This window comes from Phycisphaerae bacterium, assembly GCA_017999985.1.
Taxonomy (GTDB): domain Bacteria; phylum Planctomycetota; class Phycisphaerae; order UBA1845; family Fen-1342; genus JAGNKU01.
The window spans coordinates 726,615-742,972 of record JAGNKU010000001.1 but is presented as its reverse complement, the minus strand read 5'-3'; the positions used below and the strand labels follow the sequence as shown (position 1 = coordinate 742,972).

The 16,358-nt window shown below is 69.4% G+C and carries 9 protein-coding genes; 3 read left to right on the top strand and 6 right to left on the bottom strand.

Annotated elements, in window-relative coordinates:
- Positions 1 to 27: 27 nt before the first annotated feature.
- The 6 genes from KA383_02940 to KA383_02915 all read right to left on the bottom strand — a co-directional run bounded on the left by KA383_02940 (position 28) and on the right by KA383_02915 (position 13,665).
- Positions 28 to 4,812, bottom strand: coding sequence for a hypothetical protein (locus tag KA383_02940; GenBank protein ID MBP7745061.1), 4,785 nt, complete (start codon positions 4,810 to 4,812; stop codon positions 28 to 30).
- Between the two features lie 254 nt (positions 4,813 to 5,066).
- The gene (locus KA383_02935; GenBank protein MBP7745060.1) at positions 5,067 to 5,843 is read right to left on the bottom strand and encodes a DotU family type IV/VI secretion system protein; all 777 of its coding nucleotides are present in this window, start codon (positions 5,841 to 5,843) and stop codon (positions 5,067 to 5,069) included.
- Entirely contained in the window at positions 5,840 to 7,261 is a 1,422-nt protein-coding gene (gene tssK, locus KA383_02930; protein ID MBP7745059.1) for a type VI secretion system baseplate subunit TssK, read from the bottom strand. Before tssK ends, KA383_02935 begins: the two co-directional genes overlap by 4 nt.
- Before the next feature lie 88 nt (positions 7,262 to 7,349).
- Entirely contained in the window at positions 7,350 to 8,015 is a 666-nt protein-coding gene (locus KA383_02925; protein ID MBP7745058.1) for a hypothetical protein, read from the bottom strand.
- Between the two features lie 4 nt (positions 8,016 to 8,019).
- Positions 8,020 to 9,198 carry a hypothetical protein gene (locus KA383_02920; GenBank protein MBP7745057.1) on the bottom strand — a complete coding sequence of 393 codons (1,179 nt, stop codon included), beginning with the start codon at positions 9,196 to 9,198 and terminating at the stop codon, positions 8,020 to 8,022.
- A gap of 222 nt (positions 9,199 to 9,420) precedes the next feature.
- Positions 9,421 to 13,665, bottom strand: a complete 4,245-nt coding sequence (locus tag KA383_02915) for a hypothetical protein (GenBank protein MBP7745056.1) — start codon at positions 13,663 to 13,665, stop codon at positions 9,421 to 9,423.
- Positions 13,666 to 13,916: 251 nt separating this feature from the next.
- Between KA383_02915 and KA383_02910 the strand changes: the two genes are divergently transcribed.
- From KA383_02910 to KA383_02900, 3 genes are all read left to right on the top strand, one after another.
- Positions 13,917 to 14,090 (top strand): hypothetical protein, encoded by a 174-nt coding sequence (locus tag KA383_02910; GenBank protein ID MBP7745055.1) that lies wholly within the window; start codon positions 13,917 to 13,919, stop codon positions 14,088 to 14,090.
- A gap of 22 nt (positions 14,091 to 14,112) precedes the next feature.
- Positions 14,113 to 14,286 carry a hypothetical protein gene (locus KA383_02905; protein MBP7745054.1) on the top strand — a complete coding sequence of 58 codons (174 nt, stop codon included), beginning with the start codon at positions 14,113 to 14,115 and terminating at the stop codon, positions 14,284 to 14,286.
- Positions 14,287 to 14,374: 88 nt separating this feature from the next.
- Positions 14,375 to 16,357 (top strand): hypothetical protein, encoded by a 1,983-nt coding sequence (locus KA383_02900; GenBank protein MBP7745053.1) that lies wholly within the window; start codon positions 14,375 to 14,377, stop codon positions 16,355 to 16,357.
- The last annotated feature ends 1 nt before the right edge of the window (position 16,358 follow it).

The following is a 16,358-nucleotide window of genomic DNA, read 5'->3' as shown; positions in this document are numbered from 1 at the left end:
GATCAATCCGGCCCACGATGGCTGGTCTCAACGCGCCGCGCCTGCCGCCGTCAGCTTCGCGATCGGCGCGGGCAACTCGCGCCCCGATGGAAGCCGAAAGATGTACTTCTCGCCAATGATGCGCGCGCCGCTCGGAAGCTGCGCCACCAGTTGTGCCTGGTTCGCCTCTTTGAACTTCTCCGCCAGGTCCACGCCGAACGTCACGACCCAGTTGCCATCCACGAACCGCCCGTAGCGGTGCAGGAAAGCGCAGAACGCCAGCGCGCCCGGCTTGCCGAGCACACGCGGCCGGATGTCGGGATAGCGGAAGTCCTGGCGCTCGGGCTGGATGCCCTCCACCAGCTCGTACGTCAACTCGGCCTGCTCGGCCACGCGCGTCCAGTCCCAGACCGCCCGCACGCGCCGCCCCCGCGCGTCCGCCGTCGTCTGAAACTCCAGCGGCCGAAACGCAGCCAGGTCCCCGGCCTCCTGCAGGCGCAGACCCAGCCGCAGCAGCGACTTGCGGTAGTAGTGCTGACCAGCGTCATCGACGCGCTCCAGCCCGTCGGGCTCGCCGACCGGATCCGCCGTCGAGACCGTCACCTCGAGCGGCGTCGTGCCGCCCTTGGCATCCAGTTGCAGAAAGTCCCGCCACTGCTCGCAGGCGTGGACGAACTCGAGCCGCGTGCGACGGAGCGGATCGTCCGGCAGGCCCTGCTCCAGCGCCTGGAACGTCTCCGTGGCCCGCTGCACCAGCCCGAGGAACTTCGTGAACTGCGCGAAGTCGACCGTCTCCAGCGCGGTCAGGCCCGTCCCGCCCTGGTTCACATAGGGCCACCCGTCGTACGGCACACCTTCGCCGAAGCACTCCGCCTGCAGGCCGGCGAACCGGTTTGTCAACTCCGCGTTGAGCAGCCCCTGGGCCAGCTTCTGGAATTCCACCAGTTGCCGCGTGAACCGCTCGTCCGACAGGTTCGCCTCGCTCTGCAGCTTCGTGAGGCCGTCCCATGGAATCGCGCCAGGCCGGGTGACGCTCACGGTGTCGAAACGCCGGGGGAGCACGGCGGCGGCGCCCACTGCGGCACACCACTCCGTCCAGCGCGCGGCCACCTCGCCCGCCAGCGCCTCCCAAGGGCGCAGGTTGGTCGCCGCGCTCGCCCGCGCAACCGCGGCGCTCGCGGCGAACTGGCCTTGTCGCCACTCCGTGCCCAGCGCGCCGGCATACGCGGCGGCAATGCGCTGCTTCTGTGGGCCGTATTCCGGGTCCGGCTGCTCCAGCCAGGCGCCGCGCTCGGCCGCGTACGCCGGCCAGCGCAGCGCGTGCAGCACCTCGCTCAGCGCCGGCTGAAACTCATTCTGGATCACCACGCGGGCATCACCGGCCGCTCCGCCCGGTCCCGGCTGGAACTGCTGGGCGAACGCCTCCCACCCTGGGCTCTGACGGCCCAGGCGTTCGAGCTGCGCCAGCGGCGCACTGCCATAAGCGGAATCCCAGGCCCGCACGTAACTGGCGCAGTAGCGCCGCCACGCGGTCTCTACCAGCGCGGCGCAACGCTCGTTCAGCGGCGTGCGATCGGCCGCGACGGCAAAGTACGTCGCCGGGCCGAAGTCACCGAGGTAGCGCAGCAGCTGGACACACCCCAGGGCCTGTTCGTTGAAGAATTCGGGGCTGGCGCAGTTCGGAATCAGGCCCCCGCCGGCGGGGCGCTCGCCCGGCGCGGCCGCGGGCTCGGCCGGAGACGCGGGGGTCGCTGGCGCCGGGGGCTGGGGCGCGCCCATCAGCGGCGGCGGACCGCCAGTACTCGGGGGCGGCGCGGGCGTAGGCTCGGGTTCCGCGGGCTTGACCGGCGCTTCAGCGCCGGCCGGCACGGGGATGAAGAAGGCCGACCGCTGCGTGGTGCGCCACTCGGGGACCAGCTCGGCCAGGGCCCACTCGCCCGTCGCCGGCAAACGCGTCTCGATGGTGCGCAGCACCGCCGTGACGGCCCCGCGCCGCACGAGTTCGCGATACGTGTCGTTCAGGCGGGCCAGCTTCTCCCGCTGCCAGGCCGCGGACAGCCCCGCGATATTACCCGGCGTCGCCGCTGCCCCGGTCTTCGGATAGAGCTCGCGCAGGGCCGCGGCCCAGGTCTGGATGGACGCCGCGGCGGACGTGGCGGCGTCGAGCGATGCCAGTTGGTCATGAATCTGAGTCAGGACGGGCACGATGGTGTCACGCAGCTCCGGGGCCGCCGTGAGCAGGTCGTCGCCCGCGCCCTTTTCGTCGACTCGCTTGACGCTGATGATGAAGCCATACGTCTCGTCCACCTCGCGGACGAGCTTGTCGAACGCGTCGCCGAAGTATTCCGCCGCGTATGGGCGTTCGTCGGCCAGTCCGGCTGCGACCACGCTTTCCCACAAGACGCGCTGCAGCCCGCGCATATCCTGGTCGTTGCCGGCGAGCAGGGCGGCCACCGCTTGGGTCACGGAGTCGTTGGACGCATCCGAATGGACGCCGCAGGTGGCGTACGCCTTGGTCAGCTCGGCCTGATAGTCCAGCCAGGCCTGCCGCTGCCGGCGAATGGCCGCGCGCAGCAGCGGAATGCGCAGATAGGTCCCGCCGCTCTTGAGCCGCCAGTTGCAGTCGGCCAGGGCCTGCGTCAGGCGCGCGTAGTTCTCGTTGAAGTCCTTGCGGAACACCTCGAGCTGTTCCTGCGTTTCGGCGGGCTGGTCCGCCGCCGCGAGCAACCGGGCGTAGGCGGCCCGGATCTGCTCGCAGCAGTCCCGGATGCGCATCCACTCGCCGATGACCGGATCGGGGTTCGCGGCGTTCAGCGTGGCGTAGGCCTGCAGGTAATTGTGCAGGTTCACGAGGGCGGCGTGGATCGTCGCGCTCGGGTCGCGCCCGCCCTGGGTCATCAGCCGGGCCGGGTTGCTTGCCCCGCCGCGCGCCTGCGTGTAACTGAAGAACTGGCCGGCCAGGGTCCGGCCTTCGGTGCTGGTCAGCACCGCCAGCTCGGGCGTCGCCGCCACCGGCGCCGACAGCGCCTGGAAGCTATCCTGGTTGATGGCCTCGGAGCGCTGCTCGAGCGGCGCGCAGCCGGTCCAGCGCACGTACTCGCGCAGGGATGCCTCGAACACCGGGCGCGGCACGCCGCCCTCCGTCGTTTCGTCGGCCACGATGGGCGCGCTGCGCAGCGCCGCGTCGATCTTGTCCATCGCCCGGCGCAGCACGCCGCGCTCGAAGAGCCGCATCTGGATGTGCTTCAGATCGTTGGCTGGCCGTTCGGAGCCGAACCCCACCGACAGCACCGTAGGCCAGATGCTGGCGCGCAGGCCCGTCGCGTACTGCCCGAATTTCACCACCTCGGTGAACGTCTCGGCCACCGGGCGGGTGGCGAACTCGCGCGACTGCTGGGCATTGCTGCGCGGTTCGGCGATCAGGCGGCCGAACTTGATCGAGCCGACGACCAGCAGCGCGATCAGCCCGACGGCCAGCACGGCCGTCCCGATCGTGAGTGCGCGGGCCAGCTTGCGGTTGCGCACGACCTCCTGCTCATTGCGGAAAACCAGCCCTTCCTCCGGGAACACCTTGCGGAACAGCAGGTCCTTCACGAAGTGCGGCCGCGGCCGCGGATACAGGCTTTCCAGCGGCGGGAACTGGCCGGCGGCGTCGGCCCCCAGCCGCTCCGTCAGGTGCCGCAGGATCAGGCCGCCCTGCTGCGTCGCGCTGGTGAAATACACGCCCCGGCAGATCAGGTTCTTCACCGCCCGCGGGTTCTTGATCGCCGGGAACAGCGTCCGCATGTAGGTCTGCAGCGGTTCCTTCAGTTGCCGGAACTCCTCCGGGAAGCTGTAGGCCAGCCCCAGCTCATGCTCGTCGACCTCGTCGTTCAGCCGTCGCAGGCGCAGCTCATTGAGGCGCCCGTACACGCCGTCAAAATCGGCGGTGAACAGTTCCGGGTCGCGCAGCTCGTTGAAGTTCCCGGGGCGCGACCAACCGAAGATCTGGTTCTTGATCGTGATGTCGCGCTCGGCGCGGTCGAAGAACTGCATGAAGCCCACGATCTTGTCGCACTTCGTCACGACCAGGTACGTCGCGAACGTCACGCCCAGCTTGGCCTGCAAATCGCGCAGCCGTTCCAGCAGCGTGTTCGCGTCGGCCTCGTGCTGCTCCGGCGATTCCTGCAGCAGGTGCTCGGCGGAGACGCAGCACAGCACGCCGTTGATCGGGTAGCCGCGCCGCCCAGTCCCGATCGTCTTCAGGAACGCTTCCCACTCCCGGCGGTCCGCGTCTTCCTGCGGATTGCACAAGCGCCCCGCCATGTCGATGAAGATCGCGTCCTCGGTGAACCACCAGTTGTAGTTCAGCGTGCCGAGCTGGTAGCCCTCCGGCTTGCCCGTCGAGAACGTCAGCCCGCCCTCGTTGATCAGCTTCGTCTTGCCGCAGCCCGAGTCGCCGATCACCACGTACCACGGCAGATCGTAGACCCGAATCCCCAGCCGCCGCATTTCCTTGATCGCGTTGAAGAACTTCTCGTTGTTGGACTTGATCGCGGCCCGCAGGTCCATCGACACCGGACCCGCCGCGCCCGCGCCCGCCAGCTCCGCCTCCATCCGCCGCGCCCGCCGCCGCGACGCCCGCCCGAACAGCTTCGACAGGACCCAGCTGATCAGCGCTATGACGCCGAAGAACGCCGCCACCCCCAGAATGATGAGCCAGGTCGGCGCGCCGTGGAACAGGTATCGCTGCAGGAAGAAGATGATGCCGATCGGTGTGGCCAGTCCAGCCATCGCCACCAGCATCTTCACCTCCCGCGGGAGGCCGCCATACAACGCCAGGAGTTTCCTCATATCAATGACCTCTCAGGGGCACGGTAGAGGAGAGGGAACAGGGAACAGGGAACAGGGAACAGGTGTAGAATCGGCTTGCAGCCGGTCTTCCCGGGGATGGGGCGCGATCGAGGGAACGTGGGAGCAAGGGAGCGAGGGGGGCTGGTGGTGGCCACCGCCAGCCAATTCGGCCAGCGGCGTGACGCGCGTGGCCAACTTCTGACTTCACAACTTGTGACTTCTGATTTCATACTTCTGACTTCGTACGTGCCGGGCTATGGCTGGCTCGTCGCCACGCCCGCCTCCGGCTGGTCCCAGGCCTGCGCCGCCCGGGCAATCTCCGCCGTCTCGCGGTACCACGCGATCCGGAACGTGCCCAGCGCCACGGCCACCACGACGCCGAGGATGACGAGCACCAGGGCCAGGCTCATGCCGAGCTTGTAGTCCACCTTCAGTTCCTGGTTGTGCTTGTACGCCTCGGGGAACATCTCCTTGCCGCGGGTCGTGGCGTAGGCCGGCAGGCGCGAGAACAGACGCCGCGTGTAATCCGCCAGTTCCTGCGGGCGATCGTGATACTGGCCGCGAAATCCCAGCCGCAGGCAGATGAAATACAGGTTCAGCAGCTCGGCCAGCTCGTGCGTGTCCCGCCGCTCGCGCCGCTCCGCCACCTCGTATTCGCGCTGCACCTCGTCGCAGTCCTGGAAGAACTTCTCGCCCCCCAGCGCCTCCACATGATCCAGAATCCCCGGGTCCGTCTCGAACCGGTTTTCGAACCAGTAGTCGCGTCCCTGCCAGGCCGTGTTGAGCAGTTTGTAGTCGATGAGGTAGACGAGCATGGCCTTGAGGTGGTCGTTCCAGATGCGTTCGGCCTGGGGGTCGCGGCGGGCGAGGTCTTCGGCGTCGCGGAGGGCGGAGAGCATTTCGTAGCGGACCTGGTCGGGGGGTGGGGGGCTGCCGTGGTGGATTTGCCGGGCGAGGTTGATGAGGTAGTCGAACACGGGCCAGCAGATTTCGGTCAGGCGCAGCGGCGTGGTTTCGTCGGCGGTGGTCATCGGCCGGTCCCCTTGGCGCAGACGTAGAGGGTGGGTCGGAACTGTTCCATGGCGGCCATCTGGCCCTCGCGGATGCTCATGCGGATGCCGCGTTCCTGTTCGCACTCGCGCCAGTAGTCGGTGCGGTCGGGGCCGATGGTCTTGTCGACGCGGAAGTAGTGCAGTCCGGTGCGGCGGGGCAGGGTGCCGGCGGGGACGGCCTTGACCTGGAGGCGCAGGCCGCGGACGGCGATGTTGTGGATGCGCGGGCTGCGTTGGGGCGAGGCGAGCTTCATGTCGAGCTGGGAGTAGATGATCTGCTGGACCTCCTCGATGGATTTGTCGTCGGCGTGGAGGCCGACGTACATGTCGAGGTTCTCGTCGATCCAGGCGCGGTCGAGGTCGACCTCGAGGCCGTCGCGGCCCTGGGTGTCCTTCTTGCGGGCGAAGGGGCGTTCCATGTAGGCCAGGGGCCGGAGGGCGTCGAGGAGGACGAGCAGGCGGCGGCGGACCTCGTCGAGGGACTGGGCGGGCCGGTCGTGGTCGTACGTGGGGAGCTGCCCGGGGACGAGGTCGTCGTGGAAGACGGACAGTTGGCCGATGAGCTTGCAGAGGCCGACGAAGACGTCGTAGGGGTGGAGGAGCGGGCTCTGGAGCAGGGCGCGGAGCTCGGCGCGGGTGGCATTGAGGGCGTGGAGCTTGAGGAGGTGCTCGGTGTTGGCGCCGACGCCGTCGGTGAAGGCCATGCGGTGCTCGTGGGCCTCGCGGGCGAGGACGTCGTCCTTGGCGTCGACCTGGTCGGCGAGGGACTTGATGAGTCCGGAGAGCCCGGCATCGGCCTGGATGGCGAGCAGCGGCCCCGCCCCGAGATCGTCCACCTCGGGATTGGCCCCCGGCCGGTCGGTGCGCTTGACGCGGCAGAGGCGGACGACCTCGTAGCCGGTCATGTCCTGCCCGGCGTAGAAGAGCTTGCCGCGCATCCGGCGGATGTAGAGCGTCTGGGGATTCTCGCCGGTGTTCTCGTCGCGCCGGGTCAGGGCGTGCGGCTCGTAGCGCGGCGCGCCGGTGACGCGTTCGGGGTTTTCGAGCGGCACGGCGTTGGCGCGCACCTCCTGCATCTGGGGTACGCCGAGATAGAGATCGACGCTGCCGCCGCCGGTGCCGAGCGCGGCCTCGAAGTTCAGCGGGGCGACGTCGGTGTTCTCGGGGACGCGCACCCAGGTGCCGTCCTTGAGCCGCGCTTCGCAGCGGTCGACGCGGAGCGTGCAGTTCTCCAGCGGCTCCTTGGCGATCTCCAGCTCGACGAAGCCCCAGGCAAACGTGCAGGCGACGTCGAGCGAGCTCCGCAAGAGCGTCTCCAGGCGGCGTTGCGCGGCCTGGAGGTGGTGCGGCCGGAGGAACATGCCCTCATACCAGTGGATTTCGGTCCAGAACGTCATGCGCCGTCCTCTCCGGAACGCGCGTCCGCAAGATCCTGTGGATGGCCGCCGGCGGCCCGAGCCCCGGCCAGTTCCCGTTGTGGCGTCGCTACCGCGGCGCGATCACCTCGATGTACTGCGCATCATCGAGTGGGCGGTCCGCGCGCACGCCGATCTTCACGTTCAGGTCAGCCTTGTAGGCTCCCGGGGGGCAGAAGCGCGCGGGGGCGACGGGCAGCACGCTGCCGTCGCGGCCGATGAATTTCGGAAACACGTAGATCACGGTGTGGCTGTCGTGGACGCGATCCCACTTGAGCGCGATGTTGCTCTTGCGGATCGGGTTCGCGCCATCCAGCGTCGCCCCGCGCAGCGCGCTGCCGATGTGGCGGCCGAAGACCGCGTCATCGTTGGTCAGCACGTACACCTGCTCCTTGGGCAGGTCGAAGCGCTGGCCGGTCTGGGCGCCACCCAGTTGCGGCCGCCGCTCGTACCAATCCTTCGCCGTGATCTTGGAGTCCGCGCGCAGGGCCTCGTTGCCGGCCTTCTTCACGTCGTCGGGGTACACGACGACGATCGCCAGCTCGAGCGGCTCGCCGGTGCGTCTGTCCGCCGGTCGGTTGGCCTGGGCGGCGGTATTGATGTAGGGATCCTGGTGGATTGTCAGGCTCCGGCCACAGCCGCCGCCGAGTGTTGCCAGGAGCACGCTGCCGGCCAGGGCCCCCCAGCTCACGCGGGGCGCGCGGGCCGCAAACCGCTGAAAAGTCGCGTTCTGCATGCCGTCATCCTCCATGGGTGTAGGCTTCGGCCAGCTTCTGGCCGCGAAGCTCACGAATCTGCTGATGGAACAGATGATGCCCGTCGTCGCGGATGTAGTCCTTGATCTTGCGGTTCGGGTCCGACGCCATGCCCTCCGAACCGCGGAGATGCTGCTCCAGTTCGTGCGCGATGGACTCGATCGCCGTGTCGGCGCCGATGATTGCCGCCAGCGTCCAGCGCTGCAGCCCGAGCAGCCGCATCTTCAGGACGCCCGCCGGCTTGCCGTGCTCCACGTCGATGATTTCGCGCACCACGTCCTGGAGGCCGGGGGAGCGCGCGTACACGTCCCACGGCCGGGCCAGCGCCGCATTGTGCTTGATGAAGCTGCCCAAGAAGGGGCGCAGCGCCTGGTCAAAATCGTGCGCGAACCGCGTCAGCTCGATGAACGCGTCGAACAAGCGCTCAGCCGCCTGCTGGGTCGGCCGCAGGCCGCCCGGCGCCAGCGCCGGCTTGACGCGCGCCAGCCGCTCCCAGAGGGCCCCGAGCGCCGCCTCGCCCCCGCCTCCGGCCGCTCCCCGGGCGCTCTGCAGCTCCGCCCTGAGCTGCTCGATGAGCTTGTCCTTGTCGAGCCGCAATTGCTCGTGGGCCGCGCGCAGCTCTTCAAGCTGCACGATCAGCTCGCGCCGCCCTTCTTCGAGCCGGTCGGTCCGCGACGTGTCGCCGGCCTTCAGCTCGGCGCGCTGCGCCTGCAGCCGCAGTCGCTCGACTTCGTTCTCGGCCTCGTAGAGCCGCTCGTTCTTCGCCGTGAGCTGGCCCTCGAGGTCCATGACTTCCTTCTGCGCGGCCTGGAGGCGCGTGCGCTGGTCGTTGACGATCCGCTCCATCTCCTGGGCCCGCTGCTGCTCGCCCTCGAGCTGCTTGCCGCGCAGCAGCAGGTCCGCCTTGGTCGCGGCGAGGGCGTCCTCAAGCTGCGCCTTCTCTTCCCCTAGGCGCTGCAGCTTTTTCGCCAGCCCGTCCGCATCCGGTCCGGCGCCGCGCCGCGCCGTGTCCTGCCGGCCCGCGAAATCCACCAAAAACGTTCCCAGCGTGCGCAGCCGCTCCGCCTCCGGCATCCTCAGCAGCGCCGCCTCCAGCCGTCCGAGCAATTCGCCGGCGTCGGTGCCCGCCGCAGCGTTGCCGCGCTGTTCCGACGACTCAGGCATTTCGAGGCCCCGATTGCCTGTTGAATGGCGTAGCCGTAGCGTGCATAAACAACCGTGCCGGTCGACGCGCTGCCGGCGAGAAGCGTGCGTAGACATCAGCCCGTGCGCGGTTGCCGGGGCCCGACCCGCGCAGCCCACGCACCCGAAGTAACACGACCCCGGACTATATACGCCCCCCCTGCCTCCGGCAAGTGCGTTTTGCACGCGGCGCACGCCGCGCCCTCACGTCCGCGGCGCAATCCGCAGCACGCTGCGCATACCCGTCAGCTCGTCGCCAAACTGCGCCGCGCGCCGCTGCATCACCAGCGGATGCGTGAGCCATCGCCACCAGGCCGCGAGGTCGTCGTCGGGTTTCGGCAACGCCAGGCTGGTCGCGGAGCGCTCCAGCAGGACCCGGCTCCCGCCGCACAGCCAGGGTTGGCCACCCCCCGCGTCCACGCACCACTCCCACAGCCCGCCAAACAGACCCAGCGCCGCGCCCTCCGCACGCAGGCGCAGCGCTGCCAGAAACCACTCATCGCGCGTCGGCAGCGCCCGGCTGCGCTCCGTCGCGGCGGAGACGGCAGCGTCGTAGTTCGTCACCGGCGACTCCGCTGTGTCGACGTAGTAAATCTGCCAGCGACGGTCGCTCACCGGGCTGGCGGCAACCGGCTGCAACGGACCGCCGGTTGCGACCAGCGGGGCGAGCTGCTGCCAGAGCGCATCGTTCGGCGGGACCGACACCAGCGCGAGCTCCCGCTGCTGGGCATCGCGGAGACGCGTCGGATATCCGGTGGCCGCCTCCGGCTCCCCGGCCGCAACGTATCCTGCCCGGCCCAGCTCGGCTTGCATCTGTTGCCAGGACGGCGGGAGTGTGCCAACCAGGCCTTCGAATTCTGCAACGCCGGCGTCACCCTGGAGGAGCGGAAGGAGCTCCGCCACGCCGGCCGCCGCTTTGTGCGCCGCGGCGAGTCGCCCGGCCGTCAACTCCGCTTCCAGCTTGGTGCGGGCTGCCTGAACGCTCGCTCGCAGGCCCTCGCGCGCTGCCGCGGCGAGTCCGGCGAGCGCGGCCGCGTTCCCCTCGGCTGGAACCCAGCCAGTGTCGCTCTGACGCATGCCCAAGTCGGCGGAGTGGTCACCGACGCCACCTTTCAGGCGCACCGTCAGCGTCAGCGTCACGGCGTCCTCGCCATTAGATCGGATGTCGCTCACCGTCGCCCGCGGCTGGGCGGCTGTGATGAGGAAGTTGTCCAAGTCCGTGCGAGATTCCGGTGTCACGAGTTCTGCCACCAGCGCGTCCAGCCGCGCCTCGCCTATGTCGTTCAGACCGACCCGCTCGCGCCACTCCGTCTTGAACACCGCCACCGGGTCCGGTGGTTGAACCTCGGCGCTGGGGCCAGTGGGCCCGGACGGTTCGGCTTCCACGCTGGGGCCCGTAGGTTCGGGGGGCTGCGCCGCGGCGCTCGGGCCGGTGGGTCCGGATGGCTCAGCCTCCACGCTGGGACCTGTGGGCTCCGGGGGCTGCGCCGCGGCGCTCGGACCGGTCGGCTCCGGTGGTTGCACCTCGGCGCTCGCGCCGGTGGGCTTCGGCGGCTGAATCTCCGCGCTCGGACCGCTGGGTCCGGGCGGCTGATCGGGGCGCCGGCCGGACAACCCGAAGTACAGGGCGAGCCCGACAACCAGCATCACGACGGCCGCCGCGGAGCCGAGCACCAGACCACGCCGGGAGATCGTCGGCTTGGTGCGGGCAGCCTGCTTGGTGGCGGCCTCGGCCTGGAGCACCTCGGCGACGCGTGACTGCCAGTCGGCAGGCAGCACGTACGCCCATGACGCACGCTCCCACTTCGCGGTCAGACTGAGCGGCGGCACCGTCCGGGGGCGCAGCTCGAATGCGATTTCGTCCATTGGTGTGCGCAGGCGCTTGGGGGCGGACAACTTCACGCGGCTGCCGGCTTTGCGGATGATGCCCTCGATCTCAGCGGCCAGGGCCCGGCTGGACTCGTTCTGTGCGCCGGTCACCAGCGCCGCCAGCTTTGCGTCCACCGTGGCGAGGTTGACGTCGAGTGTTGCGGCACCGATCTGCGTGCAGCGCGCCGTGCCCGACCCGAGCAACTGCGCGGCGCCACGCGGCCCGGTCGTTACGATGATCCGCGTGTCAAACGCCGCGCTGGCCGGCAGGACGTCCGTCACCGGCGGCTCCGCCAATTCCAGGGTCAGCGCGGGCTCATAGGCGCGCAGCAGTTCTGACCCGGCGAGCAGCTCCTGCCGCGCGGCACGCGCGGTCGCCGCGCGCGTCAGCGCCCAGGCGCGGGCCGCCAGCCCGCGTGTGTCCACGGGCGCCCAGCGCAGGGCGGCGGCGTCCCAGCGCAGGGTGACGCCGACGCGCCCCTCCTCCACGTCGGGCCCGAGCCAGTGGACCTCGCCCGTCAACTCCCGCGGAAGTCCGTCCAGCGTGGCCTTCAGCTCCGCGTCCTTGAACACGCTCTGCCGCAGGCTCTGTTTGAACGCGGCGAGCTGTGCCCCTTGGATTCGACTGAGTTGCTGCGTCAGGCCCGCACTGAACTGCGCCCGCAGTTCGTCCACGCCGGCGCAGACCTCGATGTCTTCGCCCCGCAGCCGGAAGTCCAGCGTGGCGGCGATCGCGCCCTCGTCCTCCGCGGGACCGGCGGGCGGCGCCAGCCGGAAGGTCAGCGGCGCGCGCCCGTCGGCGTCGGTCTCCGGCGGTCCCCACATTACATATTCGACCGTGGTGGCGAGGCGCTCCGGCGGCAGCAGACCGGCGAACTGCCCGGTGACTACCGCCCGCGCCAGCGTTTCGCCTTGTCGGCGGATGTTCTCGGTGATTTGATCCAGGTTTGCGGTGACCGCCTCGCCGAGGTGCACACGGCACGCGCTGCGGAGCTGCTCCGCCTCGGCCTCAGCGCCCTCGGGCCAGTGTTCGACCCGGGGCGGCTCGGCGAGCACGTCGATCGCCGCCACCCACTGGTCCGTGCTGGCGAGATGCTGCGCGCGTTCGAGCCAGCCCCGCACTTCACTGTGCTCGCTGGCGATGCGCCGCCGGGCGCGTTCCTCGTCGTCCAGGTGCTGCCGGTACGCGGCCTCGATGGCGGCGATGACAGGCTGAAGGTCGGACGGACAGTCGTCCAGGGGCGGACGCTGCGCGAAACGGCGCCCGACCGCCGTCCAGTCCTTGGCCTGGTGGGCTTTCTGCAGCGCCTTGGCCCAGGCCGCGGCTTTCTGCGCGGCGCGGGCCTGGTTGAGGCGCGCGATCAACGCTTCGGCTTCGCGCGGCACGTGCTCCGGCCAGTGTTCGACCTGCGGGCGCGCGTCAGCCACTTCCTGGGCTACGTCCCACTGCTCGGCGTTCACCGCGGCCTGCAGCCGCTCGAACCACTTCTGGGCCGCCTGGAGTTCCGCCTCCGCGGCGGCGCGGCGGCCGGTTTCGGAGACGTACTCGGCCACCCGGCGCTCCACGTTCGCGGCGCGCGACAACAGCTCTTGAGGCCACTCCGTGACCGCGGGTCGCGCGCGCAGGGCGGCGTCGAGCTCCGCCCACGCCTTGGCCTCGAGCATCGCCTCGAGCTGCGCGACCCAGCGCTGGACCTTGAGCGTGCCCACGTCGGCGCGTTGCGGACCCGCAGCGCGCAGCCGCGCGACCAGCTCCGCCGCCGACGGCCGCTCGGCGGGCACCCGCGCCAGCATGGCGGCGACCGCCTCGCACGCGGCGCGCAGCCCGGGGTCGGCCGATTCGCACAAGTCCTTGCGCATCAAGCGAATCGGAACGCCGAAGCTCATCATCTGGGCCATGTCCAGGACGCGGTGGGCGCCGGGCTCATAGTGCAAATACGGGTGTTTGTGCTCGGCCAGCAGACGCAGGATGAACCCGGCGCCTATGATGTCGGAGCCGGGCTCGAAGCTGGTCAGGGTGTCCTGGCCGTACTTGTCCGGATCGATGAAGGCGCAGAGCCGATCGTCGCGATCGATGGTGTTCGGGTCGAGTACCTCCCAGGCGGCGGTGGCGTCGGGATGTGGTCCGACGGCCACCTGCAGATAGTCGTCGACGCCGAGCACGCGGCAAATCGCGGGTGCGAAGCCGAAGTCACTGACCCGCGGCAGCCCGTCCTCGCCGGTCAGCAGCACGCCCGGACACAGCCCGCCGTGGACGACCGGGCGGCCGGCGGAGCCGTGGGCGGCGGCCAGCGCGTCGGCGAGGGCCGTTGTCGCCTGCAGGAGCAGCTCGGCCGAAGCCGGCGGACTCTCCGGGTCGAAGAGTTCGGCGGGCCGCCAGCCCGTCGCCGGCTCGTGTTCAATGAAGAAGGCCTGGTCGTCCTGCTGCACCGGGCCGGCCAAGCGCAGTATGTAGGGTGAGATGGCGGCCAGACGGTTCTGTGTGAGCACGGCTTCGTCGAGCGCGTGGCAGAGCTGCGTCAGCCGGTCCGGCGTCGCGGTGACGGGCTTCAGGATGAGGCGACGAAACTGGCCAGCCATGGGTGCCGTTGCCCACCTGCCCGGCGGGCAGGGTCCTTCCAGTGCGATTGTAAGCTGCGTGCACGTCCAGGGTCGCCAAGTGTAGCGGGGAACATCGGGCGGCGGGAGCGCGCGGCGCCATTTACGGCTTGACGCCACGTTGGCAGCGGAGTAGCGTTGACTGGCAGTTGGGTGTTATTGCACGTGGAGATGGCCTGCCCGGCCTCGCATCCGGCGGGTGGCGAGCCGCTCTCGGGCCGAGGAGTTCAAACATGGTCAGCAAGGGGCGCCGGTCTCGTTGGGCGATGGTGCTGTGCAGCGCGGGTCTGCTGTTGCAGACCGGGTCGTGTGCGTTGTCCGACCAGCAGTTGGCGCTGGTCAGCAGCGTGTTGTCGGACACCGTGTTTTTCTTCCTGGACAACGCGCTCGTGCGTCTCACGACGTAGGGGCCAGTGATTGGAGTTTCCCATGCGCAGATTGATTCAGCGCGGCCGATGCTGGGTGGCGAGCGGGCTGCTGCTCGCCATCGGGGGCTGTGTCAGCAGCCAGCAGCTTTTTGATTTCACGCGAACCGAGTTCGCCCGGGTCATCGCGGACAGCGTCGGTCGATTGTTCCAGGTCTACGTACAGGCAACGGCGTAGCGCCCGCACGGCCGCCCGGCGCCGCGCGGCACCCCGCGCGGCTTGGGCACGCCAGGCGGCCCGGGACGCAGGCCCGCCGGTTCGGGGCGTGAGCATGGCCAGATTCATCTATCCACTGCTGATCGTCACGCTGATGGGGTGGAGCGGTCCGGCGTGGGCGCAGACCACGGCCCCGGCGCCGGAAAGCGCCGCGCTGGTCGATCTCAACCGCGCGATCAAGGCCTATCTGGAGCAGGACCGCGACGCGGCGGCCGAGATCTTCCAGCGCCTGCTGACCGAGCAGCAGCAGGCCGAGTTCCGCATCACCTGCCAGTACTACCTGGGGCTGATCGCGCTCGAACGCGGGCTGGGACATTCGTCCGCCGCCCAGGCCGCGACCGCGCGGCAGGCACCGGAGGAGGCGGCCCAGGCGGCCGCGGCGGCACGGCGCGAGTACGAGCAGGCCCAGGCGTTCTTCGGCCAGGTGATCACGGTCGCCGACCCCAGCGCGGAGATGATCAACGCCGCCCTGCTGCTGGGCATCGCGCAACTGGCCAGCGACTACAAGGAGGCGGCGGAACAGGATCCCGAGGCGCCTTTCAAGCTGGCCCGCCGGGCGGAGGAGACGCTCAGCCGCTACGTTACGGAGACCGAGCCGGGGGCCCGCGACCGCTATGGCCATTTCTACCTCGCCGTGGCGCGCTATCGCCTGGCCGATGAATACCGGGGCAAACCGGGACGCGGGCGCGAGTACGGCGAGTCGGTGGCGGCCGCGCGGCTGAACCTGGAGCGCGCGCAGGCCCTGGCGACGGCCGATCGGGACAGCGGGGCGCTGAGCCCCGAGGCGTTTGAGAGCTTCAAGACCGTCGTAACGTATTACAGCGCCCTGCTGGCGATTCTGGAGCGCAACAACTACGGCGCGCGGCAACTGTTCACCGAGGTGACCACGCGGGCCGAAGGCACCGAGCTGGCCCGCAACGCCGCGGCGATCGTGCGCAAGCTGGACGAGGTGGAGTCGGGCACGCCGCTGCCGATCCGGCTGGACGTGCCGCCGCCGATCGGCCCGCTGGAGTTCGAGGGGCGCCTGCGGGTGGGCAACGCGTATGACACGAACGTCATCCTGCTGGGCAAGGACACGCAACTGCCGCTGGGCTACAAGCGGCAGGACGACTATGGCTACGGCATCGCGTTTGATTTCAACATCAGTCGTTACATTCCCAAGACCGAAGCGCCGTGGGTCGGTGAGAGCCTGACGATCGGTCTGGGCGCTGGCACGCAGAACCTGTGGCACCCGAACGTGTCGGAATTCGACGTGAACCGCTACCCCGCGCGGGCCTACGTCAATTGGCAGCCGGTGCGCGACCTGTACCTCGGGTTTCAGTATGAGTACTCGTACACGCAGCTCGGGCACGACCCGTACATCTCCAGCCAGCGCGTCACGCCGGTGATCTCGAAGGTCTGGCGCGACTCCGCGCCGGACGCGCGCGACCTGGGGCACACGGATTTCTACTACTCGCATGACGATCGCAGCTACATGGATCGCATCGCGTATTTCCAGCTCAACCGCGACGGCACGTACCAGTCGCTGGGCGCGCAGCACACGTTCAACCTGTGGCGGGCCGACGAGCTGCCCTACATGGCGGACTACCTCAACACGCATGCCCGGGCGCGCGAGCTGTTCGGGCAGAACTGGCTGAGCGTCTACATCGGCTACGAATTCCGCGACGAGCAGACCGTGGGCACCGAGTTCGACCTGTCCGGGCACTCGCTGCTGTGCGGGGTCGACGTGCCGCTGCCGTACCGCTTCGGGTTCGAGTTCGACGCCGAGTTCGCCTGGGAAGACTACCACGCCGCGAGCCTCTTCGATTTCACGCGACAGGAACGCGCCGACTTCCGGCAACGTTACAATTTCAGCCTCACCTACGCGATCATCACCCGCGGCGAGTACGCGCCCATGCGGACGCTCGATGTGAAGCTGCGGACTGGCGTCGAGCTGACGTTCCAGAACTCGAACATCTGGAACCGGTTGGGAGAGGACATCTACGAATACGATCGGGCCATCTACGGCGTGCAGCTCGAGGTCGGCTTCTAGC